Origin of the sequence: Pseudomonas sp. ES1, assembly GCF_050586605.1 — a bacterium.
Lineage (GTDB): Bacteria > Pseudomonadota > Gammaproteobacteria > Pseudomonadales > Pseudomonadaceae > Aquipseudomonas > Aquipseudomonas sichuanensis.
The window spans coordinates 1-25,573 of sequence record NZ_JBOBDM010000041.1 but is presented as its reverse complement, the minus strand read 5'-3'; the positions used below and the strand labels follow the sequence as shown (position 1 = coordinate 25,573).

At 65.1% G+C, this 25,573-nt stretch carries 27 protein-coding genes and 3 pseudogenes; 10 read left to right on the top strand and 20 right to left on the bottom strand.

Annotated features, from left to right (window positions below):
* Positions 1-30: 30 nt before the first annotated feature.
* Positions 31-702 (bottom strand): annotated as a pseudogene (locus tag ACQ4N9_RS17520) (cache domain-containing protein); the annotation flags it as partial.
* Positions 703-1,089: 387 nt separating this feature from the next.
* Between ACQ4N9_RS17520 and ACQ4N9_RS17515 the strand changes: the two are divergent.
* Positions 1,090-1,920, top strand: a complete 831-nt coding sequence (locus tag ACQ4N9_RS17515) for an undecaprenyl-diphosphate phosphatase (protein ID WP_390970771.1) — start codon at positions 1,090-1,092, stop codon at positions 1,918-1,920.
* Positions 1,920-2,342: a DUF1294 domain-containing protein gene (locus ACQ4N9_RS17510; RefSeq protein WP_390970829.1), complete on the top strand. Its 423-nt coding sequence runs from the start codon at positions 1,920-1,922 to the stop codon at positions 2,340-2,342. Before ACQ4N9_RS17515 ends, ACQ4N9_RS17510 begins: the two co-directional genes overlap by 1 nt.
* A 40-nt stretch (positions 2,343-2,382) precedes the next feature.
* Here the strand turns inward: ACQ4N9_RS17510 and ACQ4N9_RS17505 are convergent, their stop codons facing one another.
* Both ACQ4N9_RS17505 and ACQ4N9_RS17500 read right to left on the bottom strand, forming a co-directional pair.
* Positions 2,383-2,745 (bottom strand): MmcQ/YjbR family DNA-binding protein, encoded by a 363-nt coding sequence (locus ACQ4N9_RS17505; protein WP_390970769.1) that lies wholly within the window; start codon positions 2,743-2,745, stop codon positions 2,383-2,385.
* A complete protein-coding gene (locus tag ACQ4N9_RS17500) occupies positions 2,738-3,640 on the bottom strand; it encodes a LysR substrate-binding domain-containing protein (RefSeq protein ID WP_390970767.1) in 903 nt (300 codons plus the stop codon). The genes ACQ4N9_RS17505 and ACQ4N9_RS17500 overlap by 8 nt, the downstream gene beginning before the upstream one ends.
* Before the next feature lie 132 nt (positions 3,641-3,772).
* On the opposite strand from ACQ4N9_RS17500, the gene ACQ4N9_RS17495 reads away from it, so the two are divergent.
* Both ACQ4N9_RS17495 and ACQ4N9_RS17490 read left to right on the top strand, forming a co-directional pair.
* Positions 3,773-4,384, top strand: a complete 612-nt coding sequence (locus tag ACQ4N9_RS17495) for an FMN-dependent NADH-azoreductase (RefSeq protein WP_110994519.1) — start codon at positions 3,773-3,775, stop codon at positions 4,382-4,384.
* A 135-nt stretch (positions 4,385-4,519) separates the two neighbouring features.
* On the top strand, positions 4,520-5,578 hold the full coding sequence (locus ACQ4N9_RS17490; protein ID WP_390970765.1) for an alpha/beta hydrolase family protein: 1,059 nt from the start codon (positions 4,520-4,522) through the stop codon (positions 5,576-5,578).
* Here the strand turns inward: ACQ4N9_RS17490 and ACQ4N9_RS17485 are convergent.
* The 4 genes and pseudogenes from ACQ4N9_RS17485 to ACQ4N9_RS17470 form a co-directional block, all read right to left on the bottom strand.
* Positions 5,528-6,718 (bottom strand): MFS transporter, encoded by a 1,191-nt coding sequence (locus ACQ4N9_RS17485; protein WP_390970763.1) that lies wholly within the window; start codon positions 6,716-6,718, stop codon positions 5,528-5,530. The genes ACQ4N9_RS17490 and ACQ4N9_RS17485 overlap by 51 nt on opposite strands.
* Positions 6,719-6,930: 212 nt before the next feature.
* A complete protein-coding gene (locus ACQ4N9_RS17480) occupies positions 6,931-8,517 on the bottom strand; it encodes an ABC-F family ATPase (RefSeq protein WP_125464165.1) in 1,587 nt (528 codons plus the stop codon).
* 20 nt (positions 8,518-8,537) lie between these two features.
* Positions 8,538-8,915, bottom strand: a pseudogene (locus ACQ4N9_RS17475) (site-specific integrase); the annotation flags it as partial.
* 135 nt (positions 8,916-9,050) lie between these two features.
* Positions 9,051-9,197, bottom strand: a complete 147-nt coding sequence (locus ACQ4N9_RS17470; protein WP_390970760.1) for a hypothetical protein — start codon at positions 9,195-9,197, stop codon at positions 9,051-9,053.
* Between the two features lie 108 nt (positions 9,198-9,305).
* Between ACQ4N9_RS17470 and ACQ4N9_RS17465 the strand changes: the two genes are divergently transcribed.
* Positions 9,306-9,851, top strand: coding sequence for a hypothetical protein (locus tag ACQ4N9_RS17465; protein ID WP_390970759.1), 546 nt, complete (start codon positions 9,306-9,308; stop codon positions 9,849-9,851).
* A gap of 60 nt (positions 9,852-9,911) precedes the next feature.
* Here ACQ4N9_RS17465 and ACQ4N9_RS17460 read toward each other — a convergent pair whose 3' ends face one another.
* Both ACQ4N9_RS17460 and ACQ4N9_RS17455 read right to left on the bottom strand, forming a co-directional pair.
* Positions 9,912-10,328, bottom strand: a complete 417-nt coding sequence (locus tag ACQ4N9_RS17460) for a hypothetical protein (RefSeq protein ID WP_390970757.1) — start codon at positions 10,326-10,328, stop codon at positions 9,912-9,914.
* Between the two features lie 74 nt (positions 10,329-10,402).
* A complete protein-coding gene (locus ACQ4N9_RS17455) occupies positions 10,403-10,609 on the bottom strand; it encodes a hypothetical protein (protein WP_125858693.1) in 207 nt (68 codons plus the stop codon).
* A 265-nt stretch (positions 10,610-10,874) separates the two neighbouring features.
* Here ACQ4N9_RS17455 and ACQ4N9_RS17450 point away from each other — a divergent pair, with 265 nt between their 5' ends.
* The gene (locus ACQ4N9_RS17450; RefSeq protein WP_125464157.1) at positions 10,875-11,231 is read left to right on the top strand and encodes a hypothetical protein; all 357 of its coding nucleotides are present in this window, start codon (positions 10,875-10,877) and stop codon (positions 11,229-11,231) included.
* Between the two features lie 94 nt (positions 11,232-11,325).
* The gene (locus ACQ4N9_RS17445) at positions 11,326-11,829 is read left to right on the top strand and encodes a methylated-DNA--[protein]-cysteine S-methyltransferase (RefSeq protein ID WP_390970754.1); all 504 of its coding nucleotides are present in this window, start codon (positions 11,326-11,328) and stop codon (positions 11,827-11,829) included.
* Positions 11,830-11,835: 6 nt separating this feature from the next.
* Here ACQ4N9_RS17445 and ACQ4N9_RS17440 read toward each other — a convergent pair whose 3' ends face one another.
* The gene (locus ACQ4N9_RS17440; protein WP_125464155.1) at positions 11,836-12,078 is read right to left on the bottom strand and encodes a hypothetical protein; all 243 of its coding nucleotides are present in this window, start codon (positions 12,076-12,078) and stop codon (positions 11,836-11,838) included.
* Positions 12,079-12,214: 136 nt separating this feature from the next.
* Between ACQ4N9_RS17440 and ACQ4N9_RS17435 the strand changes: the two genes are divergently transcribed.
* The gene (locus ACQ4N9_RS17435; RefSeq protein WP_125858690.1) at positions 12,215-12,724 is read left to right on the top strand and encodes a DUF2867 domain-containing protein; all 510 of its coding nucleotides are present in this window, start codon (positions 12,215-12,217) and stop codon (positions 12,722-12,724) included.
* Between the two features lie 3 nt (positions 12,725-12,727).
* Here ACQ4N9_RS17435 and ACQ4N9_RS17430 read toward each other — a convergent pair whose 3' ends face one another.
* A complete protein-coding gene (locus tag ACQ4N9_RS17430) occupies positions 12,728-13,240 on the bottom strand; it encodes a DUF3016 domain-containing protein (protein ID WP_390970752.1) in 513 nt (170 codons plus the stop codon).
* 74 nt (positions 13,241-13,314) lie between these two features.
* Here ACQ4N9_RS17430 and ACQ4N9_RS17425 point away from each other — a divergent pair.
* Positions 13,315-13,881: pseudogene (locus tag ACQ4N9_RS17425) on the top strand (metallophosphoesterase); the annotation flags it as partial.
* 106 nt (positions 13,882-13,987) lie between these two features.
* On the opposite strand, the gene ACQ4N9_RS17420 reads toward ACQ4N9_RS17425, so the two are convergent.
* Positions 13,988-14,608 carry a LysE family translocator gene (locus tag ACQ4N9_RS17420; RefSeq protein ID WP_390970750.1) on the bottom strand — a complete coding sequence of 207 codons (621 nt, stop codon included), beginning with the start codon at positions 14,606-14,608 and terminating at the stop codon, positions 13,988-13,990.
* Positions 14,609-14,670: 62 nt separating this feature from the next.
* Positions 14,671-15,486 (bottom strand): helix-turn-helix transcriptional regulator, encoded by an 816-nt coding sequence (locus ACQ4N9_RS17415; protein ID WP_390970748.1) that lies wholly within the window; start codon positions 15,484-15,486, stop codon positions 14,671-14,673.
* Positions 15,487-15,679: 193 nt separating this feature from the next.
* Here ACQ4N9_RS17415 and ACQ4N9_RS17410 point away from each other — a divergent pair, with 193 nt between their 5' ends.
* Complete coding sequence (locus tag ACQ4N9_RS17410; RefSeq protein ID WP_110994952.1) at positions 15,680-16,303, top strand: LysE family translocator; 624 nt, start codon at positions 15,680-15,682, stop codon at positions 16,301-16,303.
* On the opposite strand, the gene ACQ4N9_RS17405 is transcribed toward ACQ4N9_RS17410, so the two are convergent.
* From ACQ4N9_RS17405 to ACQ4N9_RS17375, 7 genes are all read right to left on the bottom strand, one after another.
* On the bottom strand, positions 16,300-18,732 hold the full coding sequence (locus tag ACQ4N9_RS17405) for an autotransporter outer membrane beta-barrel domain-containing protein (protein WP_390970746.1): 2,433 nt from the start codon (positions 18,730-18,732) through the stop codon (positions 16,300-16,302). The genes ACQ4N9_RS17410 and ACQ4N9_RS17405 overlap by 4 nt on opposite strands.
* A gap of 131 nt (positions 18,733-18,863) precedes the next feature.
* Positions 18,864-19,139, bottom strand: a complete 276-nt coding sequence (locus ACQ4N9_RS17400) for a peptidylprolyl isomerase (protein ID WP_110994954.1) — start codon at positions 19,137-19,139, stop codon at positions 18,864-18,866.
* Between the two features lie 36 nt (positions 19,140-19,175).
* Positions 19,176-21,134, bottom strand: coding sequence for an acetoacetate--CoA ligase (locus tag ACQ4N9_RS17395; RefSeq protein WP_390970744.1), 1,959 nt, complete (start codon positions 21,132-21,134; stop codon positions 19,176-19,178).
* Positions 21,135-21,210: 76 nt separating this feature from the next.
* On the bottom strand, positions 21,211-21,690 hold the full coding sequence (gene eco, locus ACQ4N9_RS17390; protein WP_125858684.1) for a serine protease inhibitor ecotin: 480 nt from the start codon (positions 21,688-21,690) through the stop codon (positions 21,211-21,213).
* 55 nt (positions 21,691-21,745) lie between these two features.
* Positions 21,746-22,516, bottom strand: coding sequence for a 3-hydroxybutyrate dehydrogenase (gene hbdH / locus ACQ4N9_RS17385; protein ID WP_390970741.1), 771 nt, complete (start codon positions 22,514-22,516; stop codon positions 21,746-21,748).
* Between the two features lie 10 nt (positions 22,517-22,526).
* On the bottom strand, positions 22,527-23,918 hold the full coding sequence (locus ACQ4N9_RS17380) for a GntP family permease (protein WP_125464145.1): 1,392 nt from the start codon (positions 23,916-23,918) through the stop codon (positions 22,527-22,529).
* Positions 23,919-24,171: 253 nt separating this feature from the next.
* Positions 24,172-25,557: a sigma-54 interaction domain-containing protein gene (locus ACQ4N9_RS17375; RefSeq protein WP_390970738.1), complete on the bottom strand. Its 1,386-nt coding sequence runs from the start codon at positions 25,555-25,557 to the stop codon at positions 24,172-24,174.
* Positions 25,558-25,573: the final 16 nt, after the last annotated feature.

Here is a 25,573-nt window from a genome sequence, read left to right as displayed (position 1 = left end):
GCCCTGCAGCTTGCCGTTGAAACGGTTGAAGTGCTCGCCCAGATGGGTGATTTCGTCGCGGCCGTGGGTGTCCAGGCGGCGGGTAAGGTCGCTCTCGCCGCTGGCGATGTTGCCCATGGCCTGCACCGCCTCCTGCAGCGGGCGGGCGATGCTGCGGGCAATGAGCATGACCACCAGGGCCATCAACAGGGCGATGCCCAGGCCGACCAGGGACGCGTCGCGCAGTTGGCGGGCGAACTCGGCCTGCACATCGTCGATGTAGACGCCCGAGCCGATGACCCAGCCCCATGGCTCGAACAGTTGTATATAGGAGGTCTTGGCCACCGGCTCGCTGGCGCCGGGCTTGGGCCAGCGGTAGTCGACCGGGCCGGCGCCCTGGGCACGGGCCAGCTTGACCATTTCGTTGAACACGGCAAACCCGTCGGGATCGCGGATGGCCGAGAGGTCCTGGCCGTCGAGCTTGGGGTTGGCCGGGTGCATGATCATCTTCGGTTGCAGGTCGTTGATCCAGAAGTAGTCGCTCTGGTCGTAACGCAGCCCGCGCACCACTTGCAGGGCCTGCTGCTGGGCGGCTTCGCGGCTGAGTGTGCCGGCGGCCTCCAGGCCCTGGTAGTGCGCCAGCACGCCTGCGGCGGTCTGCACCACATGGCGGGTTTTCTCGGCCTTGGCCTGGTAAAGGTCGCCATGGATCTGGCGCAGCATCAGCAACCCCAGCACCAACAGCATGGCCACGGCCACCAACAGGATCAGCCACAGGCGGCGGCTGATCGACATCGACCTCAGGGTTTTCATGATGCGTTACTCCGGTCTTGTTCTTTTTATCGAAAGCATCCAAGCATGCTTTGCCGCCAGGCCCCACACGACCAACGGCTAAGTGCGCAGTGCGCGCAATCCGTGTTGCAGGTAACGCAAGCCTTGAACCAAAGGCTCTGCTAGGATTTCGGCCGTGCCAGATGAAACCTTTAGGCCGCTGGGCATTTGTGCTGGCGTTGCCACTGCTGTCGCTGTAAAACAGCCGCGCCGCGTGCGGCAACTACGTGCAAATCACTACAAGCGGCCCGCCAGGAGCGGTGCTGCATCGGGGGAATGATGGATTTTTGGAGTGCCTTGCAGGCAATCATCTTGGGCGTTGTCGAGGGCCTGACGGAGTTCTTGCCGATTTCAAGCACCGGGCACCAGATCATCGTCGCCGACCTGATCGGTTTCGGTGGTGAGCGCGCCATGGCGTTCAACATCATCATCCAGTTGGGCGCAATCCTCGCGGTGGTCTGGGAATTCCGGCGCAAGATCTTCGACGTGGTGCTGGGCCTGCCCACTCAAGCACCGGCGCGGCGCTTCACCGCCAACCTGCTGATCGCCTTCATGCCGGCGGTGGTGCTGGGGGTGTTGTTCGCCGACTTGATCCACAAGTACCTGTTCAACCCCATTACCGTGGCTGCGGCCCTGGTGGTCGGTGGGGTGATCATGCTCTGGGCCGAGCGCCGCCAGCACCGCATCGAGGTGGATCATGTCGACGAGATGAGCTGGCACCACGCGCTGAAGATCGGCTTCGTCCAGTGCCTGGCGATGATCCCGGGCACCTCGCGTTCCGGCTCGACCATCATCGGCGGCTTGCTGTTCGGCCTGTCGCGCAAGGCGGCCACCGAGTTCTCGTTCTTCCTGGCCATGCCGACCATGGTCGGTGCGGCGGTGTACTCGGGTTACAAGTACCGTGAGCTGTTCCAGCCTGGCGACCTGCCGGTGTTCGCCCTGGGCTTCGTGGTGTCGTTCATCTTCGCCATGATCGCCGTGCGCGCGCTGCTCAAGTTCATCGCCAACCACAGTTACGCCGCATTCGCCTGGTACCGCATCGCCTTTGGTCTGCTGATCCTGGCCACCTGGGAGTTCGGTTGGGTCGACTGGTCGACGGCGCACGCCTGATGGCGCGCCCGCAAACCGCTGCCCGTGGCGAGGCCCAGGGCGTACGCAATCCACGCCTTAAGCTGCTGGCGCTGGCCGGGCTTTGTTTGCTGCCTGTATTGGGCGGCTTGCAGATGGGCTTGAGCGGGCAGTCGTGGCTGCCATTGGCGCTGTACCCGCTGGTGAGCCTGGTGAGCCTGCTGCTGTACTGGCAGGACAAGCAGCAGGCGCGCAACCAGGCCTGGCGCACCCCGGAGAAAGTGCTGCATGCCAGCGAACTGCTCGGTGGCTGGCCGGGGGCGCTGCTGGCCCAGCAGCTGTTTCGGCACAAGACCCGCAAGTTGTCCTTTCAGCTGGTGTTCTGGGGCATCGTCGCGCTGCACCAGGTGTTCTGGTTCGATCACCTGCTGCTTAATGGTCGCGGGCTGGGGCAGTTGCTGTAGGTAGCCATCGCGTCGCTGCGACTTGCCCCGCGCTGCAGCGTCAATCCAGCAACAACCCCACCTGCGTGCGCTTGGGCAAGCGCCGTACCACCAGTTGGTGCGAGCGGCGCAGCAGGTCACACAGCTCGTCACGGCCCATGGGGTAGGGCGCAACCATGCTGACCCACTTCGCCCGTGCCAGATAAGGCGCCGGGCGAATCCCCGGGCGGTCGCAATAGCCCAGGAACAGGTCGTCGGCCACCTTGAACGACAAGCCGGCGCCGCCCAGATCAGCAACGGCGAACATCTTGTTGCCGGCCACCGAAAACACCCGGATCCCGCCCCACTTGTAATCCTCGCGCGCGCCGGGCAAGGCCAGGCAGAACTGCGCGATCTGTTCCTCGGTCATCCTTTTCTCAGACATAACGCTCTCCACAGGCTTCGAACGAAATCGCCAGGTGATCGATCCACGCCCGCACCGCCGGCAGCAGGCCGCGTCGGTGCGGATACACCGCCTGCAGGTAGCCGCCGGGCAGCGACCAGTCCGGCAGCAGGCGCACCAGTTCGCCGCGTGCCAGCTCCTCCTCGCAGAACATGCTCGGCAGCGCGGTGAAGCCCAGGCCGGCACGCACGGCGGCGTTGCGCACGACGAAGTCATCGATGGCCAGGCGTGGCTCCAGGGCCACCTCCGCCTGGCGGCCGTCCGGCCCGTGCAGGCGCAGGTGCACCAACCGGTCGGCCTCGGCGGCGCCCAGCACCGGCAGGGTGGCAAGCTCGGCGGGCTCGCGGATATGGTCGGCAAAACCCGGAGCGGCCACCAGTTGCATCTGCGCCTGGCGCAGGCGCCGGGTGACCAGGGCCGGGTCTTCGTCACCCAGGTCACGCACGCGCAGGGCCACGTCGATGCCTTCGGAAATCAAGTCGACCCGGCGGTTGAGCAGCACCATGTCCAGCTGCACCAGCGGGTACTGGGCCAGGAAGCGGCTGATCACCTCGGGCAGGAAGGCATGGGCCAGGGCCACCGGGCAGGACACCCGCAGCCGCCCACGGGGTTCGCTGGACATGCTGGCCACCACTTCATCGGCCATCTCCGCCTCCAGCAGCATTGCCTGACAATGGTGCAGGTAGCGTTCGCCCACGGCGGTCAGCTTCAATTGCCGCGTGGTGCGTTGCAGCAGGCGGGTGCCCAGGCGTTCTTCCAGTTCGGCGATACGCCGTGACAGGCGCGACTTGGGGATGCCGAGCTGGCGACCGGCGGCGGCGAAACCGCCGGCTTCGACCACCTGGGCGAAATAGAAGAGGTCGTTGAGGTCTTGCATGGACATTCTCACTGTTCTACCAGTGGGACAAACTAACGCATTTTTGCTGCCTTATCAGCCATTCGCTGGTTCGATAGGATTCTCCCCATCGTGATCGCCCACCACCGCGGTCTTCATTCACAGGAGAGTCCCATGAAACTGTTGCACATCGATTCGAGCATTCTGGGCGACAATTCCGCCTCCCGTCAGCTGAGCCGCGAAGTGGTCGACGCCTGGAAAGCCGCCGACCCGAGCATCGAAGTGGTCTACCGTGACCTGGCTGCCGACGCCATCAGCCACTTCTCCGCCGCCACCCTGGTGGCTGCCGGTACCCCGCAGGATCTGCGTGACGCCGCCCAGGCCCACGAAGCCCAACTGAGCGCCGAAACCCTGGAAGAATTCCTTGCCGCCGACGCGGTGGTGATCGGTGCGCCGATGTACAACTTCAGCGTGCCGACCCAGCTCAAGGCCTGGATCGACCGCATCGCCGTGGCCGGCAAGACCTTCCGCTACACCGAAGCTGGCCCTGAAGGCCTGTGCGGCGACAAGAAGGTGATCCTGGTGTCCACCGCCGGCGGCCTGCACCAGGGCCAGCCAACCGGTGTTGGCCATGAAGACTTCCTTAACGTCTTCCTTGGCTTCATCGGCATCACCGATGTCGAAACCGTCCGTGCCCACGGCCTGGCCTATGGCCCTGAGCACCGCGCCAAGGCCATCGATGCGGCCCAGGCGCAGATCGCCGGCGAGCTGTTCGCTGCCGCCTGATCAGCCGAGTCACGACAAAGCCGATCGTCGCCTTGAGCGCCGATCGGCTTTTTTTCATTCAGTTTTCATGTAGCTGTGCTTGGCCGGGTTCTATGCTGGCGAAATACGTCCGCCCGGCCACGGGAGCGCCCCTGCATGACTCCGTTTCGTACCCTGTTGGCTATCGTCCTTTTCGGTGGCCTGCTGGCCCAGGCCAACGCGGCAACCTGGGTCGCCGGCCTGCACCGGCTCACCTTGGCCGACCCGGTGGACCACAGGCCCATGCAGGCGCTGGTGTTCTACCCCTCCAGCGGCGAGGCACGGCCCGTGCGTATCGAGGGCTATCAGACCCGGGTTGCCCAGGACGCACCCGTGGCCATGGGCCGCTTCCCGTTGTTGGTGATCTCCCACGGCAATACCGGCAGCCCCATGGCCCTGCACGACCTGGCCAACGGCCTGGCACGCCAAGGCTTCGTGGTGGTGGCGGTGATCCACCCCGGCGACAACAGCCGCGACCGTAGCCGCCTCGGGACGCTCAGTAACCTCTATGGCCGGCCGTTGCAGGTCAGCGCGGCGATCACGGCCGCACGCGCCGATAAACTGGTCGGCCCCTATCTGAATGACGGCAAAGTTGGGGTGATCGGCTATTCGGCCGGCGGCGAGACGGCGCTGATCCTGTCTGGCGCGCAACCCGACCTTGATCGCCTGCGCCGCTATTGCCAGCAACGCCCCAACGACGCCGACGCCTGCAAGACCCATGGTGTGCTGATCGCCGACCACAGTGAACTGGAGCCACGGGCCGATGCGCGGGTAGGCGCGGTAATGCTGATGGCGCCGCTGAGCCTGATGTTCGGCCGCCACGCCCTGGCCGGGGTGCATGTGCCGGCGCTGATCTACAGCGGCGACTCGGACCAGTTGCTGGCCCTGGAGCACAATGCCGATGCCCTGGCGCGCAAGCTGCCGCTGACGCCGGACTACCGGTTGCTCGCCGGGGCGGGACATTTCGTGTTCATGGCGCCGTGCGACGATGAGCAACACCTGCGCATGCCGGTGTTGTGCAAGGATGCCGACGGTGTCGACCGCCGGTATATCCACCGCTCGCTGCGCAGCGAAACCACGGCCTTTTTCAGCCAGGCACTGGGTGCGCCCGAGCCTGCCGAGCGATCAGCCGCGCTGGGCGCGTCGGGCCAGCAGCAGCGTCAGGCCAACCCCTGACAAGGCGAGCAGGGCGGCGACGGCGAAGATCGAGGCGTAGCCCAGCTGTATCGCCACCGCGCCCATCAGCGGGCCGGCAATGGCCAGCGCCAGGTCGAAGAACACCGCATAGGCACCCAGCCCGGCACCTCGGCTACTGCTGGGCACCTGCCTGATCGCCTCGACGCCCAGCGCCGGGTACACCAGCGACAGGCCGAAGCCGGTCAGCCCGGCGCCGACCATCGCCCACAGCGGTGAAGGCGCCTGCCACAGCAGGGCCAGCCCCAGCACCTCGGTGGCCATGCAGGCAATCGCCACGTTGTAGCCACCGAAGCGGTTGACCGCGTTGACGAACAGCAGCCGCGAAACAATGAAGCACAGGCCGAACGCGCTCAGGCACAACGCAGCGCCCGTCCAGCCGCGCTCCAGGTAATAAAGGGTGACGAAGGTGGTCAGGGTGCCGTAGCCGATCGACGCCAGGGTCAAACCCAGGCCGCAAGGCGCCACACGACCGAACGCCGACCAGAAGGGCAGGCGCTCGCCGCGCACCACCACCACGTCCGGGCGCTTGCGCAGCGCCAGCAACGCGCCCAGTGCCAGCACCAGCAGCGCCGGCCCCAATATCCAGAATCCTTGGGTATCCACCAGCAACACACCGACCGGCGCACCGATGGCGATGGCGCCATAGGAGGCGATGCCGTTCCACGAGATCACCCGCGCGGTATGCTCCGGCCCCACCTGGCCAATCCCCCAGCTCAACGTCGCCACCCCGATCAAGCCTTGGGCGATGCCCAGCAGCAGGCGCCCGCCGAGTAACAGCAGCAGGCTCAGCCAGGGCAGGGTGAGGGTCCAGGCCGAGAGCAGGGTGAGCACGCCGCAGCCGGCGATGCCATACAACCCAAAGCGAATCGCCCGCTTGCCGCCCAGGGTGTCGGCGACCCGCCCGGCAAAGGGCCGGCTGAGCAGGGTGGCAAGGTATTGCAGGCCGATGGTCAGGCCGGCGACCACGGCGCCGTAGCCAAGTTGGTCGTGGACATGGCTGGGCAGCACTGCGATCGGCAGGCCGATGCAGAGGAAGGCGATGAAGGTATAGAAGACGATGGCGAGGATTTGCAGGGTGATGCTTGAGGTGTCGCCGGGGGCGGGCTGTTGCGCGGTCATGGGCACGTTCGCGGGTAGGCGGTTGGGCGTACCGGCATCATGGCCGTTGTGCGGGGGAAAAGAAAGCAGGCTAACGAATTATTCGTTGGGTGGTGTTATCCAGTGGAATTGCTGGTGGCTGCTTCGCGGGTAAATCGCAGCGGCGGTTCGCCGATGCGATATACCCGCGAAAACGACCTCCTGGGCGGTACAGACCGACCGGGAGGGCTCGATTACACCACTACACCCTGGCTACGCAGGTAGTCGTCGTAGGTGCCGCTGAAGTCCACGGTACCTTCGGGCGTCAGCTCGATGATGCGGGTGGCCAGCGACGACACGAACTCACGGTCGTGGCTGACGAACAGCAGGGTGCCCGGGTAGTTTTCCAGCGCCAGGTTCAGCGCCTCGATCGATTCCATGTCCAGGTGGTTGGTCGGCTCGTCCATCACCAGCACGTTGGGCTTTTGCAGGATCAGCTTGCCGAACAGCATGCGGCCCTGTTCACCACCGGAAATCACCTTCACCGACTTGAGGATCTCGTCGTTGGAGAACAGCATGCGGCCGAGGGTGCCGCGGATCACCTGTTCACCGCTGGTCCACTGGCCCATCCAGTCAAACAGGCTCACATCCTCTTCGAAGTCGTGGGCGTGGTCCTGGGCGTAGTAGCCCACTTCGGCGCTGTCGGTCCACTTCACTTCGCCCTTGTCCGGGGTCAGTTCACCGACCAGGGTGCGCAGCAGGGTGGTCTTGCCGATACCGTTGGGGCCGATGATCGCCACGCGCTCGCCGGCTTCGATGGTGAAGCTGAAGTCCTTGAACAGCACCTTGTCGTCGAAGGCCTTGGCCATTTTTTCGACGATCACCGCCTGGCGGTGCAGTTTCTTCGTTTGATCGAAGCGGATGAACGGGCTCACGCGGCTCGACGGCTTGACCTCGGCCAGCTGGATCTTGTCGATCTGCTTGGCCCGCGAGGTGGCCTGCTTGGCTTTCGAGGCGTTGGCCGAGAAGCGGCTGACGAAGCTCTGCAGTTCGGCGATCTGGGCTTTCTTCTTGGCGTTGTCCGACAGCAGCTGCTCGCGCGACTGGGTGGCGGCAGTCATGTACTCGTCGTAGTTGCCCGGGAACAGGCGCAGCTCACCGTAGTCCAGGTCGGCCATGTGGGTGCAGACGCTGTTGAGGAAGTGACGGTCGTGGGAAATGATGATCATGGTGCTGTTACGCGCCGTGAGGATCGTTTCCAGCCAGCGGATGGTGTTGATGTCCAGGTGGTTGGTCGGTTCGTCCAGCAGCAACACGTCCGGGTCCGAGAACAGCGCCTGGGCCAGCAGTACGCGCAGCTTCCAGCCCGGCGCCACTTCGCTCATCGGGCCGAAGTGCTGTTCCAGCGGGATACCCAGGCCCAGCAGCAGCTCGCCGGCGCGGGATTCGGCGGTGTAGCCGTCCATCTCGGCGAATTCGGTTTCCAGCTCGGCGACGGCCATGCCGTCCTCTTCGGTCATTTCTGCCAGCGAGTAGATGCGATCGCGCTCGGCCTTGACCTTCCACAGCTGCTCGTGGCCCATGATCACGGTGTCGATCACGGTGAATTCTTCGTAGGCGAACTGGTCCTGGCGCAGTTTACCCAGGCGCGTGTTCGGCTCGAGCATCACCTGGCCGCCGGACGGATCCAGGTCACCGCCGAGGATCTTCATGAAGGTCGACTTGCCGCAGCCGTTGGCGCCGATCAGGCCGTAGCGGTTGCCGTTGTTGAATTTGACCGAGACGTTTTCGAACAGCGGCTTGGCGCCGAATTGCATGGTGATATTGGCGGTGGAGATCAAAGCGCTTACCTATCAATAACTTACGCGGCTGGATTCTCGACTGATACCGATTTGATACCAATCTTGAGTTTTTCCAGCTCGCTCCAGTCGGAGCTTGAGTTGAGCCAACGGGCGTATGTCGACAGCAGCATTTGCACGCTGTGACCCAGCTGTTGGGCGAAAAATGCGGGGGTTAAGGCCGGACATTGGGCGCATTGTCGCATAGGTGTGACGGCAGTTGTATGGGGGCGGCGCCTGATCGCGAGTTCTTTGAGCGCCGGCAGCCATGGCTTGTGCAGATCGGACGCCTGCTTCACGTGCTCTGCGCTCTTCGAGGGGGGCACTGCTACCTTTCCATTCTTACGCCGGTGCGCATATCGCCTGGCAAACTGGATCGCACGCAATCCCCGGACCTCCAGCCGTTAGCGCTGCAGGCCGGACTGACTCTGCCGCCACTCATGCTGAAGGAGTTGGCCGTGCAAGGTGCGCATCAACGATGGAATGATCGTCATCGAATACATGCACGACACAATTTCTGGCGCTGACTGAAAGCGTCAGAAGGTCAGGCGGGGGCGGGCCTTGACGCTCAGCGTGGCCATGGCGTCGTCGTTGAGGTGCTCGGCCAGCTCTTGATATGCCCGATACTTGGCCTGCGGCTGCCCAGACGTGCGATACACAAGTACGAAAGGCTTAAATTTCATCGACTTGATGAGTTTCTGGGCTATACAGAGTTAATGAAGCTTGCTTTACCTGCTTAAGCTTTCATGTGATGCGTAGTCTGTTGTCAAATTCAGCCATAAGGACAAGCCATGAAGGTACAAGGAGCTGTATGTCTTGCGTTGACCGTTTTACTTCCGGGGTGCACGAATTTTACTTCGCCCGCACGTAGCTCACAGCTAGAAAGCTCAACGGCCTATTGGTTCGACTACGATGCGTCACGGCGTGGCGCTATCCTTGCGCCCGATGACGTCAGAATCAAGGTCTGCTCTGAGCCGCCACCAGATGTTGCCTTGAGCTTGGTGTCAAAACTTGAGACCACGCTTAAAAAGGAGGGCGTCGGTGACGCAGTGGCTAAATCTGAGTTTAACTCCACCGTTGTAAAGTTGGCTGAGCGCACCCAAATGACGATGCTTTTGCGCGAGTCGCTTTATAGACTTTGTGAGCAGTCTTTGAGGCATGACTTTACATCGGCTGAGTTTCTTGCTGCTTATAAAGAGACTGTTCAGGCGGCAGCTGATCTTGCGAAGACTGATGTGGCGAAAGCACAAGCTGAAAGGGACCGATCCGCGACCGTACGCATGCTTGTTGAACAAGGGATGTCAGCTGCGCAGGTGCAGCAGTATTTCACTCCGTAAAGGTGGCGCTCATGAAGCGGGACCTTTAGCGAGCAATACAGGCCAACGGCCTGCCGCCATTCATGGCGCCCGTTGGCGGCCCCCCCGAGCACGTCGATCAATGGCCACTGCGGTACCCGCCAGCAGGATAGCCAGCGTGTAAGCCAGCAGGCCCAGATTGACCCCCATGATCATTTTCTCGGAGCCGTCGCTGAGCACCATCGAGCCGCCGTAGCCGTCCCGCAACCAATAGGCCAGCAGGAAACCGCCCGTGACGAACAGGGTCAGCAGGCTCGCCAGCCGCAGATCGTTCCTGCCCCAGACCAGCCACACGCTGAAGGCACCCAGCGCGGTATTGGTGAACAGCTGCCAGGTCTCGTGCAGTCGGGCGTGTGGCGCCCAGGCCTGGTTGAACACGTGGGTATCGTTGATTTCAAGAATCGGCACCACGACCGCGTAGAAGACGATACCCACCGTCACCAAAAGCTTCGACAACATCGGCAACCTCCTTGTCAGTGATCTGGCCGCTGCCAGCGTCCCGCACTGTAGCGGCCAGGTACCGGGGCATCCAGCTACGATCTGGCCAAAGTCGCGGTACGCAAGGTCATGACGCCGGTGTGCGGCGGCGTCCTCGGCTGAATTTCGGTGTCCAGGCTTGGCAACCATCGCGCGCATACGCTGACCGCAGGTGTAAAAGGGGTGGCTTCCAGTCCACTCGGCGGCAGGTGCACGTGCAGTTGATGACGGCGCTGCTGGATGAGCTTGTTGATGCGCTTCATGGCGGCACACCTCGATTGGCGTGTTCAACGTCGGGTGACAAGGCCCGAGCACCAGTAGGCGCCTGTTTGCGCACAGTGTGGTCCATGCCCGACCAGCGGGTTTAACTGTGTCGGCGACATGCACGCAGCGTCTGGCGCCCATAGCAAACCGGCATAACAGCCCGGTGGGGCGGGGCTAACCTTTCCAATCGTAAGCTGACTATTAAAAAGGGTGGTTGCTGTCCGTCACTGTCCAGGGTTTCCTGATGGGGTGATCGGAGGTTGTATGAAGCGCTCGATGAAACCGCTGGTGGCGCTGGCCGCCGGGCTGCTGCTGGCAGGTTGTGCCCATGACCCTGACCTGCGCGCCAGTCACGACAATACTTTTGGCTCGACCGCGAAAAGCCCGCCGGACTACCTGCGCTGCGTGAAATCCGAACTGCCCGACACGGCGAAAACCTATACGGTGCAGAACCAGGACGCCCTCGAGCTGTTCGTCGAGAGCACCGACCCGAGCAAGGCCGATGGCCTGGTCAAGGTCACAGGCTCCGGCGGGCAGCATCAATACTCCGCCTACCAGCGTGATGCCTGGTACGACCATGGGCGTTTGCTCGATGCCGCCCAGATGTGTGCGCGGACCTAGGGCCGGGCTGGCCCAGGGGCATGGCAAGAAAGCGGATGCGCACAAGCGGTGCGGTGGGTAGAGTGCGCAGACTGTGACCTGACCGGAGCTTGCCATGCCCTGCGCCTTTACCTTGATGCACTCGCCCGTCGGCACGCTGACCCTGGTGGCCCGCGGTGCGTGCCTGGCCGCAGTACTGTGGGAGCAGGAGCGGGCCAACCGAGTGCGCCTGGGCGAACTGCAGCGCGATGACCAGCACCCGGTCCTGCGCGAAACGGCCCGCCAGCTCGGTGAATACTTCGCAGGCAACCGCCGCACCTTCGACCTGGCGCTGGATTTTGCCGGCACCGCGTTCCAGCGCCAGGTGTGGGCGGCGTTGCTGAGCATCCCCTTCGGCGAGACCCGCAGTTACAGCGATATCGCCCGGCAGATCGGCAACCCCGAGGCAGTGCGGGCGGTGGGGGCGGCCAACGGGCGTAACCCGATCTCGATCATCGCCCCGTGCCACCGGGTAATCGGCGCTTCGGGCAGCCTGACTGGCTTCGCCGGCGGCTTGCCGGCCAAGCAATACCTGCTGGCCTTGGAAGGGCGCCAGAGCCTGGCGCTGGACTTCCAGTAACCGCCGTCAACTCAGCCAGGCACACAGCAACGCCAGCAACAGGGCCAACAGGCTGCCGCTGAACAGGGCGTAGTGGCGGTGGGCGCGCCGTGCATGCTGCTCGACCTCGCGCAGGTACTGGCCTGGCGGCGGTGCATCCGGGCGATGACGCAGGTCTTCGGCGATGTTTGCCAGCCCCCCCTGGATCAGCAGCCCCACCAGGTAGTAGCTGGTGGCATAGCTGGCCAGCGTCAGTAACAGGTACTTCATGCCGCGGGTACTTCGGGCGTGGTACAGGTGTTCACGAATGCATCCATCCTTGGCGTCGGTTCGGGCGCGCAGGATACTATCGGGCAGATCGCCTTCGCCAGCACGAAGGTGCTGATTCCAAGGACGGAAAGCCCTGATGACTTACACCGCGACCATTCCAAGCGACTCGTTGATCAGCGCCCACGCCGCCCAGGCCGGGTTCCGCCATTGCCGGGCGATCAGCCTGGCGCAACCGGCACAACCAGCCATGGCGCTGTTCCTGCGGCTGATGGCCGGCATGCCCGGCTGGATCGATGCGCTGATGGTGCTGCGCAACCGCCTGGTGGCGCTGGTCGGCCTCAAGGACCTGGGCCGGCTCACGGCCATCGACCCCGCACGCCCAGCCGCCAGCTACCAGCCCGGCGAGCGCGTGGGCATCTTCACCTTGCTGGCCAATACCGAGGACGAAGTGCTGCTGGTTGACCGCGACCGCCACCTGGATGTGTACATTGCGCTGAGCCGCCGCCCGGCCGCCGACGGCCAGTGCCAGGTGCTGGTGAGTACCGTGGTGCGCACCCACAACCTGCTGGGCCGGCTGTACATGTTGCCGGTGGCGCCGTTTCACCGGCTGATTGCACCGATCGCCCTGCGCCGCCTGCGCGGCTGAGGCTCAGGCGTGCGGCGGCGGGGCAAAGCGCTGGCGGAACCAGTCGCTGAGCATGGCCTTCTCGGCAAACAGGCGGTCGCTGCTGCCTTGGCGCCCCGGGCGGCTCAGGTACATCTTGTCGCTGAGGTGCTCCGCCGCCTGGCGCGCAGGCTGGCCGGGCTGGCTCAGGGTGTAGCTGAGGTCGATGCTCGGCCAGGTGATTTCCCGCATGAAGCGCACATCGTAGGCCTGGCTGTGCCATGGCTCGTAACGCCCGGCCAGGTCGATGTCGCGGATGTCGATCACTAGTTGCTGGCCAGGTTGCAGGTAACGCTGGCCGAGCTTGCGCAAATGTTCGGTCAGCGCCTTGATCACCTGCGGGTCGGCGCCACGCTCATAGCCTTGGCTGTCGAGGCTGGCATCGCGGAAGTTTTCCGGGTGCTCGAAACGCACCTCGACCTGGGCGGTCGGGGAGCCCTGTGCCATGCTGTCAAATGCCAGCACCATCAGTACGGCACAGGCCAGGGTGGTACGCATGATGCACCTCCGGGTGCGGTGGCTTGCCCAACCATTTTACGCCGGTGCCGAGGCCGTAGCAGAGGAACGATGCAATGAGCCGCTTCAGGCGGATAGCCGTCAACACCCGCGGGCGCGACCTGGCCGTGGGTGATATCCACGGGCACTTCCAGCGCTTGCAACAGTGCCTGGATGGCGCCGGCTTCAACCCGGCGGTCGACCGCCTGTTCAGCGTCGGCGACCTGGTCGACCGCGGGCCGCACAGTGCGCAGGCACTCGACTGGCTGAGCCAGCCCTGGTTCCACGCGGTGCAGGGCAACCACGAAAGCCTGGCGATCAATCACCTGCGCGGCGGCCGGCTTGACCTGGACATGTACCGCGCGGCGGGCGGTGGCTGGTTCCTCGACTTGCCAGAGGATCAGCAGCGGCCTTTTGTCGATGCGTTCCTTGAATTGCCTATCGCCCTGGAAGTGCAGACCCATGACGGACCTATCGGCCTGCTGCACGCCGACAGCCCCTTCGCGCGCTGGGAGGATTTGCGCGCGAGCCTGTTGGACGACGACGATCCGCGCATACGTGAAGTGTGCCAATGGTCACGGCGGCGCCTGAAGGAAGGCGACGACGCCAGGGTCGAAGGGCTGCGCGCGCTGTTGGTCGGGCATACGCCGGTGCTCAAGGTCAAGGTGCTGGGCAATGTCTGGCACCTGGATACCGGCGGTTGGAGCAGTGGCTGCTTCAGCTTGCTGGACCTCGCCACGCTTGAGGTGGTCAGCCCCATGCCAGATGAACCAGCACACCGGCAGCAAGGGCCATCAGCATCACCCCCGAGGCCCGCTCCAGCCAGGGCAGGGCTTGGGCAAAGCGGCGCAGTACCCGACGATTGCCAATAGCCAGCGCCACCAGCAGGTCCCAGGCCAGCACCGCAGTGAACATCCAGCCGGCGTACAGCCCTTTGAGCAGGACGCTGCTGCTGCCGATCATGCTCGCCAGGCTGGCGTAGAACAGCGCGTTCTTCGGGTTGAGGATGCCTGAGGCGAAGCCCATGCCCAAACTGCCCAGCCAACCCCTGGCCGCCTGCCCGGTGGTCGTTGCGGCAGGTGTCAAACTGCTGTGCCCGGCATGGCGCAAGAACAAAACACCGATGTACAGCAGGTAGGCGCAACCGGCCAGTTGCAGGGCCACGAACATCGCGCTGCCCGCGTGCAGCACCGCCACCCCGGCGAACGCTGCGCCGATGAACACGCCGTTGGCCAGGGCGATGCCCAGGCAGGCGCCACTGGCTACCCGCCAACCTGCGCTGGCCGAGGTGCGGGCCACCAGGAAAAAGTCCGGGCCAGGCGAGAGCAGGGCAAGAAAATGGGCGGTGGCGACGAGCAGGAACTGTTCCATCAAGCGGGTTTCCGTGTGGGAAAACCACAGTCTGTGCAGGTGCCGGCCGGGCGTATTGAAGATTATTGCAAGCCGCCGCGGTAGGCCCCGGGCGTCACCCCGGCATGGGCCTTGAACACCCGCTGGAAGTGGCTCTGGTCGGCGAACCCCAGCCGATAGGCGACCTCCGCCAGCGCACAGCCCTGGCGCAACAGCAACCGCGCCTGGTTGACCCGGGCATTGAGCAGGTAACTGTGCGGGGTCATCCCGGTGGCCGCGGCGAACGCGCGGATCAGTTGATAGCGACCCAGCCCGGCCTGCCGGGCCAGGCGGTCGAGGCTGAGTTCGGCCAAACCCTGCTCGTCGAGGCAGGCGACCAGCTCACCCAGCATCGAAGGGGCCAGCGCCGGGGCCGGTGGCAAGGTGGGCAGGCTGCTGAAGTCATGGTCGCCGATGAATGCCACCAGCGCCGCTTCCTTCTCCAGTGGCGAAACCTTCGAGAACAGCAGGTCGTTCAACGCGCAGAACTGCCGGTACAGCGCTGGCGAGCGGGTGATGCGCGCCGGCGCCAGCGGCTCACCTGCCGCCACACCGGACTCCAGGCGCAGGCAGCGCAGCCAGTCGGCGTCCAGGTGCAGCATCTGGTAGCTCCAGGCCTTGCCGGGTTCGGGGTTGCAGGCATGCACCCGTTGCGCCGGCACCAGCACCAGAGTGCCGGGCGTCAGCCGCACCACACCTTGGCCGGCGCCAGTGAAGTGGCTGTAGCCGACATCCACCGCGCCGATGGAGAAGCTTGGGTGGCTGTGCGCCTTGTAACAGGCGCGGCTATGGCAGGCGCGACGGCTTTCGACGAAGGGCAGCGCCGGGTCATGCCAGATTTCACTGCGGGGGAAGGGCATGGCAGGCCACCTGGTTGTCACATGGAAGCAACTGTCTTGCGCAGCTTTTCTGTAGGAGCGGGCGTGCAAGTTCATTGTGTGGGAGCAGGCAGTCTACTCACTGCTGACTGTTCCGGCCATTCGCCGTATCACTGTGCTTGACGTGCGGGCAGGCCGGGCGCGACCCTGCTGCGGTCCTTGAAGGAGAACAAGAATGGACCTGTCGAGCCTGCTGCTGTTTATCCCCGCCTGTTTCGCCCTGAACATGGCGCCGGGGCCCAACAACCTGTTGTCGCTGCACAATGCCAGCCGCTATGGCCTGCGCATCGCTTGCGTGGCCGGGGCCGGCCGGCTGCTGGCGTTCAGCGGCATGATCGCGCTGGCGGCCATGGGCCTGGCGGTGGTGCTGCATACCAGCGAATACCTGTTCCTGGCGATCAAGGTGCTGGGCGCCGGTTACCTGTTCTATATCGCCTGGCAGCTGTGGCGCGCGCCGGTGGGCGAGGCGCGGGTAGCGGGCGAGCAGCCGCGTGGCACCTGGAAGCTGGCGCGCCAGGAGTTTTGGGTGGCCGCCGGCAATCCTAAGGCGATTCTTATCTTCACCGCCTTCCTGCCGCAGTTCGTGACGGTGGGCGGCAACATGCCGGTGAGCGAGCAGTTCCTGCAGTTGGGGGTGCTGTTCCTGCTGCTGGAGTGGGCGGCCATCGCCATCTATGCAGGGCTCGGCGCTTACCTGCAGCGCTGGTTCGAACGCCCAGGGCCACGGCGCGTGTTCAACCGGGTCAGTGCTTCGCTGCTGGGTTGCGCGGGGCTCGGGTTGCTGGCGGCGCGGCGTTAGAACTGCCAGCGCAGGCCCAGGTTCACACCGCTGGCCTGCTGCTGGCGGCTGTCCAGGTTGGTGCTGTATTGCAGGCCCGCATGCAGGCTCAGCGCCGAACCCAGGCGTGCCGCCAGCCCGCCTTCGAGTTGCAGCGCGGTATAGCGGTAGTCGGTGTCTATGCGGTCCACGCCGTTGAAGGTCAAGGTGTCGGCGCCGCCGTCGGCATGCCACAGGTTGACCTGGGCAAAGGGCTGCAGCAGCACCCTGTCTGTGGCAGGGAACATCCCCTCCAGGCGCAGGCCAAGGCGCCCGAGCCATTCCACCTGGGCGTCATGGCTGACCCGCGACGCCCGGTCGCTGGCGCTGTCCAGGCTCACCCGCTGGGCGATCAGCTGAGCTTGGGGCTCCAGGGTCCACTGCGCGGCCAGCGCCAAGGGGTAGCCGCCTTGCAGTGAGGCGGCCCAGGCGTGGCCATCGAGGTCGAGCCTGTCGCCACGGTCGGAGCGGGCACGGCCATCGAGATGGGTGTACTGCAGCACCACGTCCACATAGCCTTGGGCCGGCCCCACCCAGGTCCAGTAGGCACCCAGGCTGTTGCCCTCCAGCTCAAGGTTGCCCACCGGGCGGTCTTCCCGGCCCAGGGCGAACCCGCGGACATCGCCGTCCAGGCGGCCATGGCCCAGGTACAGGCCGGCGTGCTGACGGTGGCCGTCGTCCGTGGCTCGGGCATACAGGTCCTGGCCCACCGTGAAGCCGTAAAGGTCACCGTCCAGGGTCGGGGTCACAGTGCCGCTCCATTGCTGGCGAAGGGCGCTACCGTAGGCCTGGCCCCAGCTTGCAGGCGGCGCGGCCGCGTCGTCGAGCCACTGTTGATCATCCTGGCGCTGATCAACGGTGCCCAAGGCCTGGCGCACGATGATCGCGGCGCCGCGCGGTGCGGCTGCGTAAACCGCCACTTCCGGGCGGTACAGGGGGATGACCCGCCCGGCCACCGGGGCGGGCAAGTCGGCCTGGCCAGGGGCGGGCGCGGCTACCGGCGGCGTGCTTAGCGGCTCCATGCCAGGCGCCGGGGCGGGGGGCGCGACCAGGGTCGAGCGCAGGTACCAGTTGTTCTCGCTGCCAGCGGTGACGCCGCCCTTGAACAGGCGGTAGTCATAGGCGCCGGCCGACAGGGTCTGGGTCTGGATGAAGGCGTTGGCATTGCCGCTGGCGCCGTCGCGTGCCTCGACCACCTGGATACCATTGCCCTGGGTGGCCGCACCCGTGCCGCCAAGGTTGCTGACCAAAAGCCCGGTCGAGCCACTGATGCCTCCCTGGCTGATCACCAGCCGGTCCGAGGCGGCGCCGTCCTGGCCGAGCACGCTGTTCAGGCGCAGCACACCGTTGTCGCCGTTGTAGTCGCCGATCACCAGTAGCCGGCCTGCGCCGTCGTTGCCTGCGCTCAAGTCAATTGTGCCGGCGTTGTTCAGCCCCACGCGCTGGCCGCTGGCGAAGGCCGAGACCGTGCCTTGGCGCGAGGCCAGGGTGCTGCCGGCAGCAATCTGCAGGGTACCGGTGGCACTGACGGCATCCCCGAGCAGCAGCGTGTCGTCGAGCTCGAAACGGCTGCCGCCGGTAAGCTCGATCCGCTCCCAGTTGAGGTAGCGGGCGCCGCCTTTGGCCTGGCTGGCGAACAAGGTCAAGGCATCGCTGCCACTGCCGCCGTCGAGCGGGATGACCAGGGCGTCACTGGCCAGGCCCTGGAGCTGCGCCGTGTCGTTGCCAGGGCCCATGTCCACCCGCGTGCCGATTCGCCCGCCGGTCCAGCTGAACCGGTCGTTGCCGGTGCTCATCAGCACGCTGCCCGCAACCTGGCCGCCGTGGATCAGCACTTGGTCATCGCCCCCGCTGACGCTGATATTGCCGCCCACGCTGCCGCCGAAAACCTCCACATAGTCCTTGTCGAAGCCGGTGACGATATTCCGGTCGATGCTGCCAGCGCGCAGGATGAAGGTGTTCTCGTCCAGGCGCATATTGACGTTGCCGATACGCCCGCCGTCCATCTGGGCGAAGTCACCGCTGTCGAAATTGCCCTTGATCCAGCCGCCGGTCATCTGGAAGCGGTCCAGGCCATCGCCCTGATTGAGGTCGCCCTCGATGATGCCGCCGCTCATGGTGAAGGTATCGATGTCGGCACCTTGATTGACGTCGCCGCCGATTAGGCCCGAGGCCATGTCGATGGCGTCCTGGCCGGCACCGAAGGTCACGTTGCCGCTGATCGTGCCACTGCCGCCGGCGGGTAGCAGCAGGCTGTTGTTGCCACCGGTGTCGAGCAGCGAAGCGGCGCTGCCGCTGTCGCAGACATAGCTGTCATTGCCTGGCCCAGGGCTGAAGCTGCAGGCTGCCTGGGCCTGGGCGAGCAGCAACAGGGGCAAGGGCGCCAGTGCCAGCAACAGACGCATGTGCATCGCCTGGGCCTCCGTTGTGCACAGAGCCCGCACGGCGCAAGCGCGATGTGCGGGATTACCCGCGATGTACTGCGTTCAGGAGGAGGGATGCAACTGGCAAAACTGTCAGGAGGCCAAGGGCCAGCATCGGCTCAGTCGCGGTAGAACGTCTGCACCAGGTGGTAGCCGAACTTGCTCTTGATCGGCCCGTGCACCACCCGCAATGGCTTCTTGAAGATCACCTGGTCGATGGCGCCGACCAGTTGCCCGGGGCGTATTTCGCCCAGATCGCCGCCACGCTTGCCGGACGGGCAGGTGGAGAATTTTTTCGCCAGCACGTCGAAGGCTTCGCCATTGGCGATGCGCTGCTTGAGCTTCTCGGCTTCGTCAGCGGTCTTGACCAGGATATGGCGGGCTTGGGCTTTCATGGGGATACCTGTGCTTCGGGGCGAAAAAGGCCGCCATTATGCCTGATCGCGCAGTTCCGCGTGGTCACGGAACTGCGCCAGTGCCTCGGGGTTGGCCAGGGCATCGGTGTTGTTGACCGCCAGCCCATGCACCACATTGCGGATCGCCAGTTCCACCAGCTTGCCGCTGAGGGTACGCGGGATGTCGCTCACCTGGGCGATCACCGCCGGGACGTGGCGCGGGCTGGTGTACCGGCGGATGACCTCGCGGATGTGCTGGCGCAAGGCGTCGTCCAGCTGCAGGCCATCGCGCAGGCGCACGAACAGCACCACGCGCACATCGTTGTGCCAGTCCTGGCCGATGGCCACGCTTTCCAGCACCTGCTCGACCTTTTCCACTTGCCGGTAGATCTCGGCTGTGCCAATGCGCACGCCACCGGGGTTGAGCACCGCATCCGAGCGGCCGTGGATCACCAGGCCGCCGCCGGCGCGCTGCTCGGCGTAGTCGCCCTGGCACCAGGCGCCGTCGAATTGGCTGAAGTAGGCGTCGTGGTAGCGGCTGCCATCGTCGTCACCCCAGAACCCCAGGGGCATCGACGGGAACGCCTGGGTACACACCAGCTCGCCTTTCTCGTCGATCACCGGCTGCCCCTGTGCATTCCACACCTGCACCGCCATGCCCAGGCCGGGCCCGGCGATCAGGCCACGGCGTACCGGCAGCAGCGGGTTGCCGAGTACGAAGCAGGAGACGATGTCGGTGCCGCCGGACATCGAGGCCAGGCACACATCGGCCTTGAACTTGGCATAGACGAAGTCGTAGCTGTGCGGCGACAGCGCCGAGCCTGTGCACAACAGGAGCCTCAGGCTATCGAGGCGGTGGCTTTTCATCGGTTCAACACCGGCTTGCTCCAGGGCAGCGAGGTACTTGGGGCTGGTGCCGAAGGCGTGGATGCCTTCACTGTCGATCAGGTCGAGTAGCCGCTCCGGGCCGGGGTGCAAGGGCGATCCGTCATACAGCACCAAGGTGGCGCCCACCGCGAGGCCCGAGACCAGCCAGTTCCACATCATCCAGCCACAGGTGGAGTAGTAGAACAGCACGTCGTCGGCCTTCAGGTCGTTGTGCAGGCCGTGCTCCTTGAGGTGTTGCAGCAGTACGCCGCCGGCCCGGTGGACGATGCACTTGGGCACACCGGTGGTGCCGCTGGAGTAGAGGATGTACAGCGGGTGATCGAAGGGCAGGGCGACGAAGGTGGGGCTGCCGCCGGGCTGGAAGAAATCATCCCACAGGGTGACCTGGGGCCCGCTGAACTCTTCGCTGCGGGTCTGTGCCCGGGTGTAGGGCACCACCAGCAGGTGTTGAAGTTGCGGCAGTTGGGCGACGATCTGGTTGATCTTGTCGACCTGGTCCACGGTTTTGCCGGCGTAGGCATAGCCCGCGCAGGCAATCAGCAGTTTCGGCGCAATCTGCCCGAAGCGGTCGATGATGCCGTGGGTACCGAACTCCGGAGAGCAACTGGACCACACCGCCCCAAGGCTGCTGGCGGCGAGCATGGCTACAAGGGTTTCCCAGGTATTGGGCATCACCGCGCCAATGCGGTCGCCCGGCACGATGCCTGCCTGGCGCAAGGCTCGTTGCATCCCGGCCACCTGGGCGGCCAACTGGTTGTGGGTCAGGCTGTGGCGACCGCCGTCCTCACGCACGGCGACCACGGCGGGGCGGTCATCGCGGCGTTGCAACAGGTGTTCGGCGAAGTTCAGGGTAGCGCCGACGAACCAGCGGGCATCGCGCAGGTGCGGGCCCTCGATCAGCACCTGGCTAGCGGGTGTATGCCAGCGCACGTGGAAGTATTCACTGAGCGCCTGCCAGAACGCTGCGCGGTGCTCGATGCTCCAGCGGTGCAGGGCGGCGTAGTCGTCGAGCTGAAGGTTGAAGCGCAGGTTGACCCGGCGGCGCAAGGCCTCCATGCGGCTGGCTTCGATCTGCGAGGTGGAGGGGCGCCAGAGTATGTCGTTCATGCCGCAACCCTCGCTGCAGTGATGGCTTTGTCGTGGTGCAAGCCCGCCGCGAAAGCGGGCTTGCCGACGCTGGCGGTTACTCCACTTTAGCCGTTTGTACGTCCGGCGAGGCCGACCATACCCGGTAGCGCACTTCGACACCCTTGGGCACGTAGACCACCACCGGTAGCTTGCTGTTGTAGCGCAGCATGAAACCTTCACCGACAACGGGTACGAAGGCGTCGGTTTTCTTGTTGTCCGGGCAGGCCATCAAGGTGCTGGCCGGGCCGCTGACCTTGTCCAGGCGGTAGTAGTTGTAGCCCCAGCCTTGCAGCGTGTGCTCTTCGAGCTTGCCGCCAAGGCGCTGGCGGTTGCAGTCCACCTTCAGCGTTTTGCCGGCGAGGATTTCCAGCTGGTAGGCCGATTCATCGGCCTGGGCCGGCAGGTGGATCACCTGCCGGGTAAAACCTTTTTCCGCCTCGGGGTAGGGCGCGACGTCCTTCAGGCTGGCGGCCATCGCCGGGGCGGCGGCAGCCAGGGTCAGGGACAGTAACGCGGTGAGTCGAGCTTGGCGCATAAGGCCTCCTTGCAGATAAACGAATGCAAGACCGCGCCAGGCTCAACGCCCGCCCTCACTGGGCGAGCCAGCCACCATCGACGTTCCAGGCGGCGCCGCGAACCTGGCTGCCGGCCTCGCTGCACAGGAACAATACCAGCTCACCAAGGTGACGGGGTGTGACGAAGGCCAGTGAAGGCTGTTTCTCGGCCAACAGATCGTGCTGCGCTTGCTGTGGATCGCCGCCGTTGGCGGCACGCTCGTCGATCTGCTTCTGTACCAGCGGGGTCAGTACCCAGCCTGGGCAGATGGCATTGCAGGTGACGTTGCTGGTGGCGGTTTCCAGGCCGATCACCTTGGTCAGCCCGACCACGCCGTGCTTGGCGGCCACATAGGCGGCCTTGCCGGTGGAACCCACCAGGCCGTGCACCGAGGCAATGTTGATGATCCGCCCCCAACCCCGCGCGCGCATGCCCGGCAGCACCAGGCGGCTGCCATGGAACACCGCCGACAGGTTCAGCGCGATGATCTTGTCCCAGGCCTCGACCGGGAACTGCTCCACCGGCGCCACGTGCTGGATGCCGGCGTTGTTGACCAGGATGTCGAGCGCAGCGAACTCGCGCTCGGCAAAGGCGAACATCTGCTCGATCTGTGCCACATCGGACAGGTCGGCCGGGTGGTGTGCAACCTTCACCCCGTGCTGCCTGATCTGGGCGATGGCCGCTGCCGGGTCGCCAAAGCCGTTGAGCAGGATATTCGCGCCGGCCTCTGCCAGTACCTGGGCGATGCCCAGCCCGATACCGCTGGTGGAGCCGGTGACCAGTGCGGTCTTGCCTTTGAGCGTCATGCAGTTCTCCTTAGACGATGCCGGTGGCGTAGAACGTGGCGATGACCACGAACACGGCCAGGGTCTTGATCAGGGTAATACCGAAAATGTCCTTGTACGCTTCACGGTGAGTCAGCCCGGTGACTGCCAGCAGGGTGATCACCGCGCCGTTGTGCGGCAGGGTGTCCATGCCGCCGCTGGCCATGGCGGCCACCCGGTGCAGCACTTCCAGCGGGATATTGGCGGCGTTGGCGGCGGCGATGAAGCTGTCGCTCATGGCCGCCAGGGCGATGCTCATGCCACCCGACGCAGAGCCGGTGATGCCGGCCAGCAGGGTCACGGTGATGGCTTCGTTGACCAGCGGGTTGGGGATGCCGCGCAGGGCGTCGGCCAGCACCAAAAAGCCCGGCAGCGATGCGATCACTGCGCCAAAACCGTATTCCGAGGCGGTGTTCATGGCCGCCAGCAGGGCACCGCCGACCGCGCTTTTGGTGCCTTCGGCCAGGCGCTGGCGAATGGTGCCGAAGGCGCACACCAGCACCATCAGGATGCCCACCAGCAAGGCCGCCTGCACGGCCCAGATCGCCGTGAGCTTGGCCACATCGCTCTGCACCGGCGCGGCCATGCCCGGCAGTTGCAGGGTATGGCTGGCGCCGTACCACTGCGGGATCCAGTGGGTGAACAGCAGGTTCATCACCCCCACCAGCAGCAACGGCGACAACGCCAGCCACGGGTTGGGCAGGCTGATGTCGTCGGCGGTCTCCGGTTCGTTGCGCAGGTTGCTGCCGTAGCCTTCACCCTTGCGCTGGGCCTTGTTGCGCTGGCGTTGCAGGTAGAGCATGCCGGCGCTGAACACGAACAGCGTGCCGATCAGGCCCAGCCATGGCGCGGCCCAGGCGGTGGTGTTGAAGAAGGTGCTGGGGATGATGTTCTGGATCTGCGGGGTGCCGGGCAGGGCGTCCATGGTGAACGAGAACGCACCCAGGGCAATGGTTGCCGGGATCAGTCGCTTGGGGATGTCGCTTTGCCGGAACATCTCGGCGGCGAACGGGTACACCGCGAACACCACCACGAACAGCGACACGCCGCCGTAGGTGAGCAGGGCGCAGACCAGCACGATCACCAGCATCGCCTGGCGCGTGCCGAGCAGGCGGATGGCAGCGGCGACGATCGAGCGCGAGAAGCCCGACAGCTCGATCAGCTTGCCGAACACCGCGCCCAGCAGGAACACCGGGAAATACAGCTTGATGAAGCCGACCATCTTTTCCATGAACACCCCGGTGAAGGCGGGCGCCACGGCGGCGGGGTCGGTGAGCAGCACGGCGCCAAGGGCGGCGATAGGCGCGAACAGGATCACGCTGTAACCGCGATAGGCGGCCACCATCAGCAGGGCCAGGGCAGCGAGGGCGATGAGCACGGTCATCGTGGGGGGATCTCCAACTGTTGTTTTTATGGTTGGAAATACGGATAGCGGGAATCGTGCCAGTTTGTTAAGTCATTGATTTATATGAATAAAATTAAAGCAATTAAATCACCAGTCTCTATCTTGAGACACGGCCGCGTGGGAGCGGGCTTGCCCCGCGATTTCCCTCACAGGAAATAGCTGATTTTATGCGGCTGACGCCATCGCGGGGCAAGCCCGCTCCCACGATCTCAATTTTGAGATATTGGTCTCTTTATTGAGACTCAATCCCCAGCGCCACCATCTTCTTGTACAGCGTCGACCGCCCCAACCCCAAAGCCCGCGCTGCCTCCGGCACATTCCAGGCGCTGCGCGCCAAGGCATCGACAATCAACCCGCGCTCGAACTGCGTGCACGCCTGGCGATAGTCCAGCACCGGCGCGGCCGTGGCCACCGGGCTCAACGGCCCCAACGCAGCGATCAAGTCCTGCACACTCAAGCGCGGCTGGTCCGCCAGCAAGGTTGCGCGCTCCAGCACGTTACGCAATTCACGAATGTTCCCCGGCCAGCCATGGCGCCCCAGCAGCGCCTGGGCCTCGGGCTCCAGCTCGTACTGGCTGCCGAGCTCGGCCAGGATCGCCTCGCACAGCGCCGGCAGGTCCTCCAGCCGCTCGCGCAACGGCCGCACCTCGATCGGCAGCACGTTCAGCCGGTAGTACAGGTCGGCACGGAATGCCCCACGGGCCATGGCCGCCTGCAGGTCGATGGAGGTGGCGGCGATGATGCGCACGTCGCTGCGCAGCATCTGGTTGGAGCCCACCGGCTCGTATTCCTTCTCTTGCAGTACCCGCAGCAGCTTGCTTTGCAGCGCCAGTGGCATGTCGCCGATCTCGTCGAGGAACAGCGTCCCGCCTTCGGCCAGTTGCAGCTTGCCGCTGCGGCCCTTGCGCTCGGCGCCGGTGAAGGCGCCGGGGGCGGTGCCGAAGAACTCGGCCTCCAGCAGGGTCTCGGGGATGGCCGCGCTGTTGATGCTGACGAACGCCTTGTGCGCCCGCGCCGAGGCGGCGTGGATGGCGTGGGCCAGCAGCTCCTTGCCGGTGCCGGTTTCGCCCAGCAGCAGCACCGGCGAGTCACTGGCCGCGCCGCGCCGCCCGCGGCGCTTGGCCTCAAGGCAGGCGGCGCTGCTGCCGACGAACTGGGCGAAGCTGTAGCGCGCCTGGCGCGCGCGCAGTTGCGAGCGGGTGCTGGCCAGCTCCTGCTGCATGCTCGAATAACGCTTGAGCAAGGGTGACAGGCTGCGCAGCTCGTCGAACAGGGCAAAGCCGATGGCGCCGATCAGCGCGCCCTGGTCGTCGTGGATCGGCAGGCGCATCACCACCAGCGGCTCGTTGGGGGTGTCGAGCATGTCCAGCAGGATCGGCTTGCCGTTGCTCACCACCTCGCGCATCAGGCTGCCGGGGATCACCGCCTCGCAAGGCTGGCCGATGGCGCTGGCGGCGTCGGCCAGGCCGAAGCGCCGGGCATAGCGTTCGTTCATCCAGACGATGCGCGCCTGGCGGTCGACGATCACCGTGCCTTCGCTGGACTGCTCGATGATCTCGAACAGCGAACGGATGGCCAGTTGGCGGACCTGGGGGTAGTCCTTGAGATTGTCGTGCATGCATTGGCCTAGCGGT

What these genes read in the sequence shown, in the direction of transcription:
- ACQ4N9_RS17380 (WP_125464145.1), bottom strand. Translation starts at nt 23,918, where the DNA reads ATGACCGTGCTCATCGCCCTCGCTGCCCTGGCCCTGCTGATGGTGGCC.
- ACQ4N9_RS17510 (WP_390970829.1), top strand. Translation starts at nt 1,920, where the DNA reads ATGGCGCGCCCGCAAACCGCTGCCCGTGGCGAGGCCCAGGGCGTACGC.
- ACQ4N9_RS17435 (WP_125858690.1), top strand. Translation starts at nt 12,215, where the DNA reads ATGACTTACACCGCGACCATTCCAAGCGACTCGTTGATCAGCGCCCAC.
- ACQ4N9_RS17460 (WP_390970757.1), bottom strand. Translation starts at nt 10,328, where the DNA reads ATGTTGTCGAAGCTTTTGGTGACGGTGGGTATCGTCTTCTACGCGGTC.
- ACQ4N9_RS17395 (WP_390970744.1), bottom strand. Translation starts at nt 21,134, where the DNA reads ATGAACGACATACTCTGGCGCCCCTCCACCTCGCAGATCGAAGCCAGC.
- ACQ4N9_RS17400 (WP_110994954.1), bottom strand. Translation starts at nt 19,139, where the DNA reads ATGAAAGCCCAAGCCCGCCATATCCTGGTCAAGACCGCTGACGAAGCC.
- eco (WP_125858684.1), bottom strand. Translation starts at nt 21,690, where the DNA reads ATGCGCCAAGCTCGACTCACCGCGTTACTGTCCCTGACCCTGGCTGCC.
- ACQ4N9_RS17410 (WP_110994952.1), top strand. Translation starts at nt 15,680, where the DNA reads ATGGACCTGTCGAGCCTGCTGCTGTTTATCCCCGCCTGTTTCGCCCTG.
- ACQ4N9_RS17465 (WP_390970759.1), top strand. Translation starts at nt 9,306, where the DNA reads ATGAAGGTACAAGGAGCTGTATGTCTTGCGTTGACCGTTTTACTTCCG.
- ACQ4N9_RS17420 (WP_390970750.1), bottom strand. Translation starts at nt 14,608, where the DNA reads ATGGAACAGTTCCTGCTCGTCGCCACCGCCCATTTTCTTGCCCTGCTC.
- ACQ4N9_RS17505 (WP_390970769.1), bottom strand. Translation starts at nt 2,745, where the DNA reads ATGTCTGAGAAAAGGATGACCGAGGAACAGATCGCGCAGTTCTGCCTG.
- ACQ4N9_RS17375 (WP_390970738.1), bottom strand. Translation starts at nt 25,557, where the DNA reads ATGCACGACAATCTCAAGGACTACCCCCAGGTCCGCCAACTGGCCATC.
- ACQ4N9_RS17500 (WP_390970767.1), bottom strand. Translation starts at nt 3,640, where the DNA reads ATGCAAGACCTCAACGACCTCTTCTATTTCGCCCAGGTGGTCGAAGCC.
- ACQ4N9_RS17455 (WP_125858693.1), bottom strand. Translation starts at nt 10,609, where the DNA reads ATGAAGCGCATCAACAAGCTCATCCAGCAGCGCCGTCATCAACTGCAC.
- ACQ4N9_RS17440 (WP_125464155.1), bottom strand. Translation starts at nt 12,078, where the DNA reads ATGAAGTACCTGTTACTGACGCTGGCCAGCTATGCCACCAGCTACTAC.
- ACQ4N9_RS17405 (WP_390970746.1), bottom strand. Translation starts at nt 18,732, where the DNA reads ATGCACATGCGTCTGTTGCTGGCACTGGCGCCCTTGCCCCTGTTGCTG.
- ACQ4N9_RS17495 (WP_110994519.1), top strand. Translation starts at nt 3,773, where the DNA reads ATGAAACTGTTGCACATCGATTCGAGCATTCTGGGCGACAATTCCGCC.
- ACQ4N9_RS17415 (WP_390970748.1), bottom strand. Translation starts at nt 15,486, where the DNA reads ATGCCCTTCCCCCGCAGTGAAATCTGGCATGACCCGGCGCTGCCCTTC.
- ACQ4N9_RS17445 (WP_390970754.1), top strand. Translation starts at nt 11,326, where the DNA reads ATGCCCTGCGCCTTTACCTTGATGCACTCGCCCGTCGGCACGCTGACC.
- ACQ4N9_RS17485 (WP_390970763.1), bottom strand. Translation starts at nt 6,718, where the DNA reads ATGACCGCGCAACAGCCCGCCCCCGGCGACACCTCAAGCATCACCCTG.
- hbdH (WP_390970741.1), bottom strand. Translation starts at nt 22,516, where the DNA reads ATGACGCTCAAAGGCAAGACCGCACTGGTCACCGGCTCCACCAGCGGT.
- ACQ4N9_RS17515 (WP_390970771.1), top strand. Translation starts at nt 1,090, where the DNA reads ATGGATTTTTGGAGTGCCTTGCAGGCAATCATCTTGGGCGTTGTCGAG.
- ACQ4N9_RS17450 (WP_125464157.1), top strand. Translation starts at nt 10,875, where the DNA reads ATGAAGCGCTCGATGAAACCGCTGGTGGCGCTGGCCGCCGGGCTGCTG.
- ACQ4N9_RS17470 (WP_390970760.1), bottom strand. Translation starts at nt 9,197, where the DNA reads ATGAAATTTAAGCCTTTCGTACTTGTGTATCGCACGTCTGGGCAGCCG.
- ACQ4N9_RS17490 (WP_390970765.1), top strand. Translation starts at nt 4,520, where the DNA reads ATGACTCCGTTTCGTACCCTGTTGGCTATCGTCCTTTTCGGTGGCCTG.
- ACQ4N9_RS17430 (WP_390970752.1), bottom strand. Translation starts at nt 13,240, where the DNA reads ATGCGTACCACCCTGGCCTGTGCCGTACTGATGGTGCTGGCATTTGAC.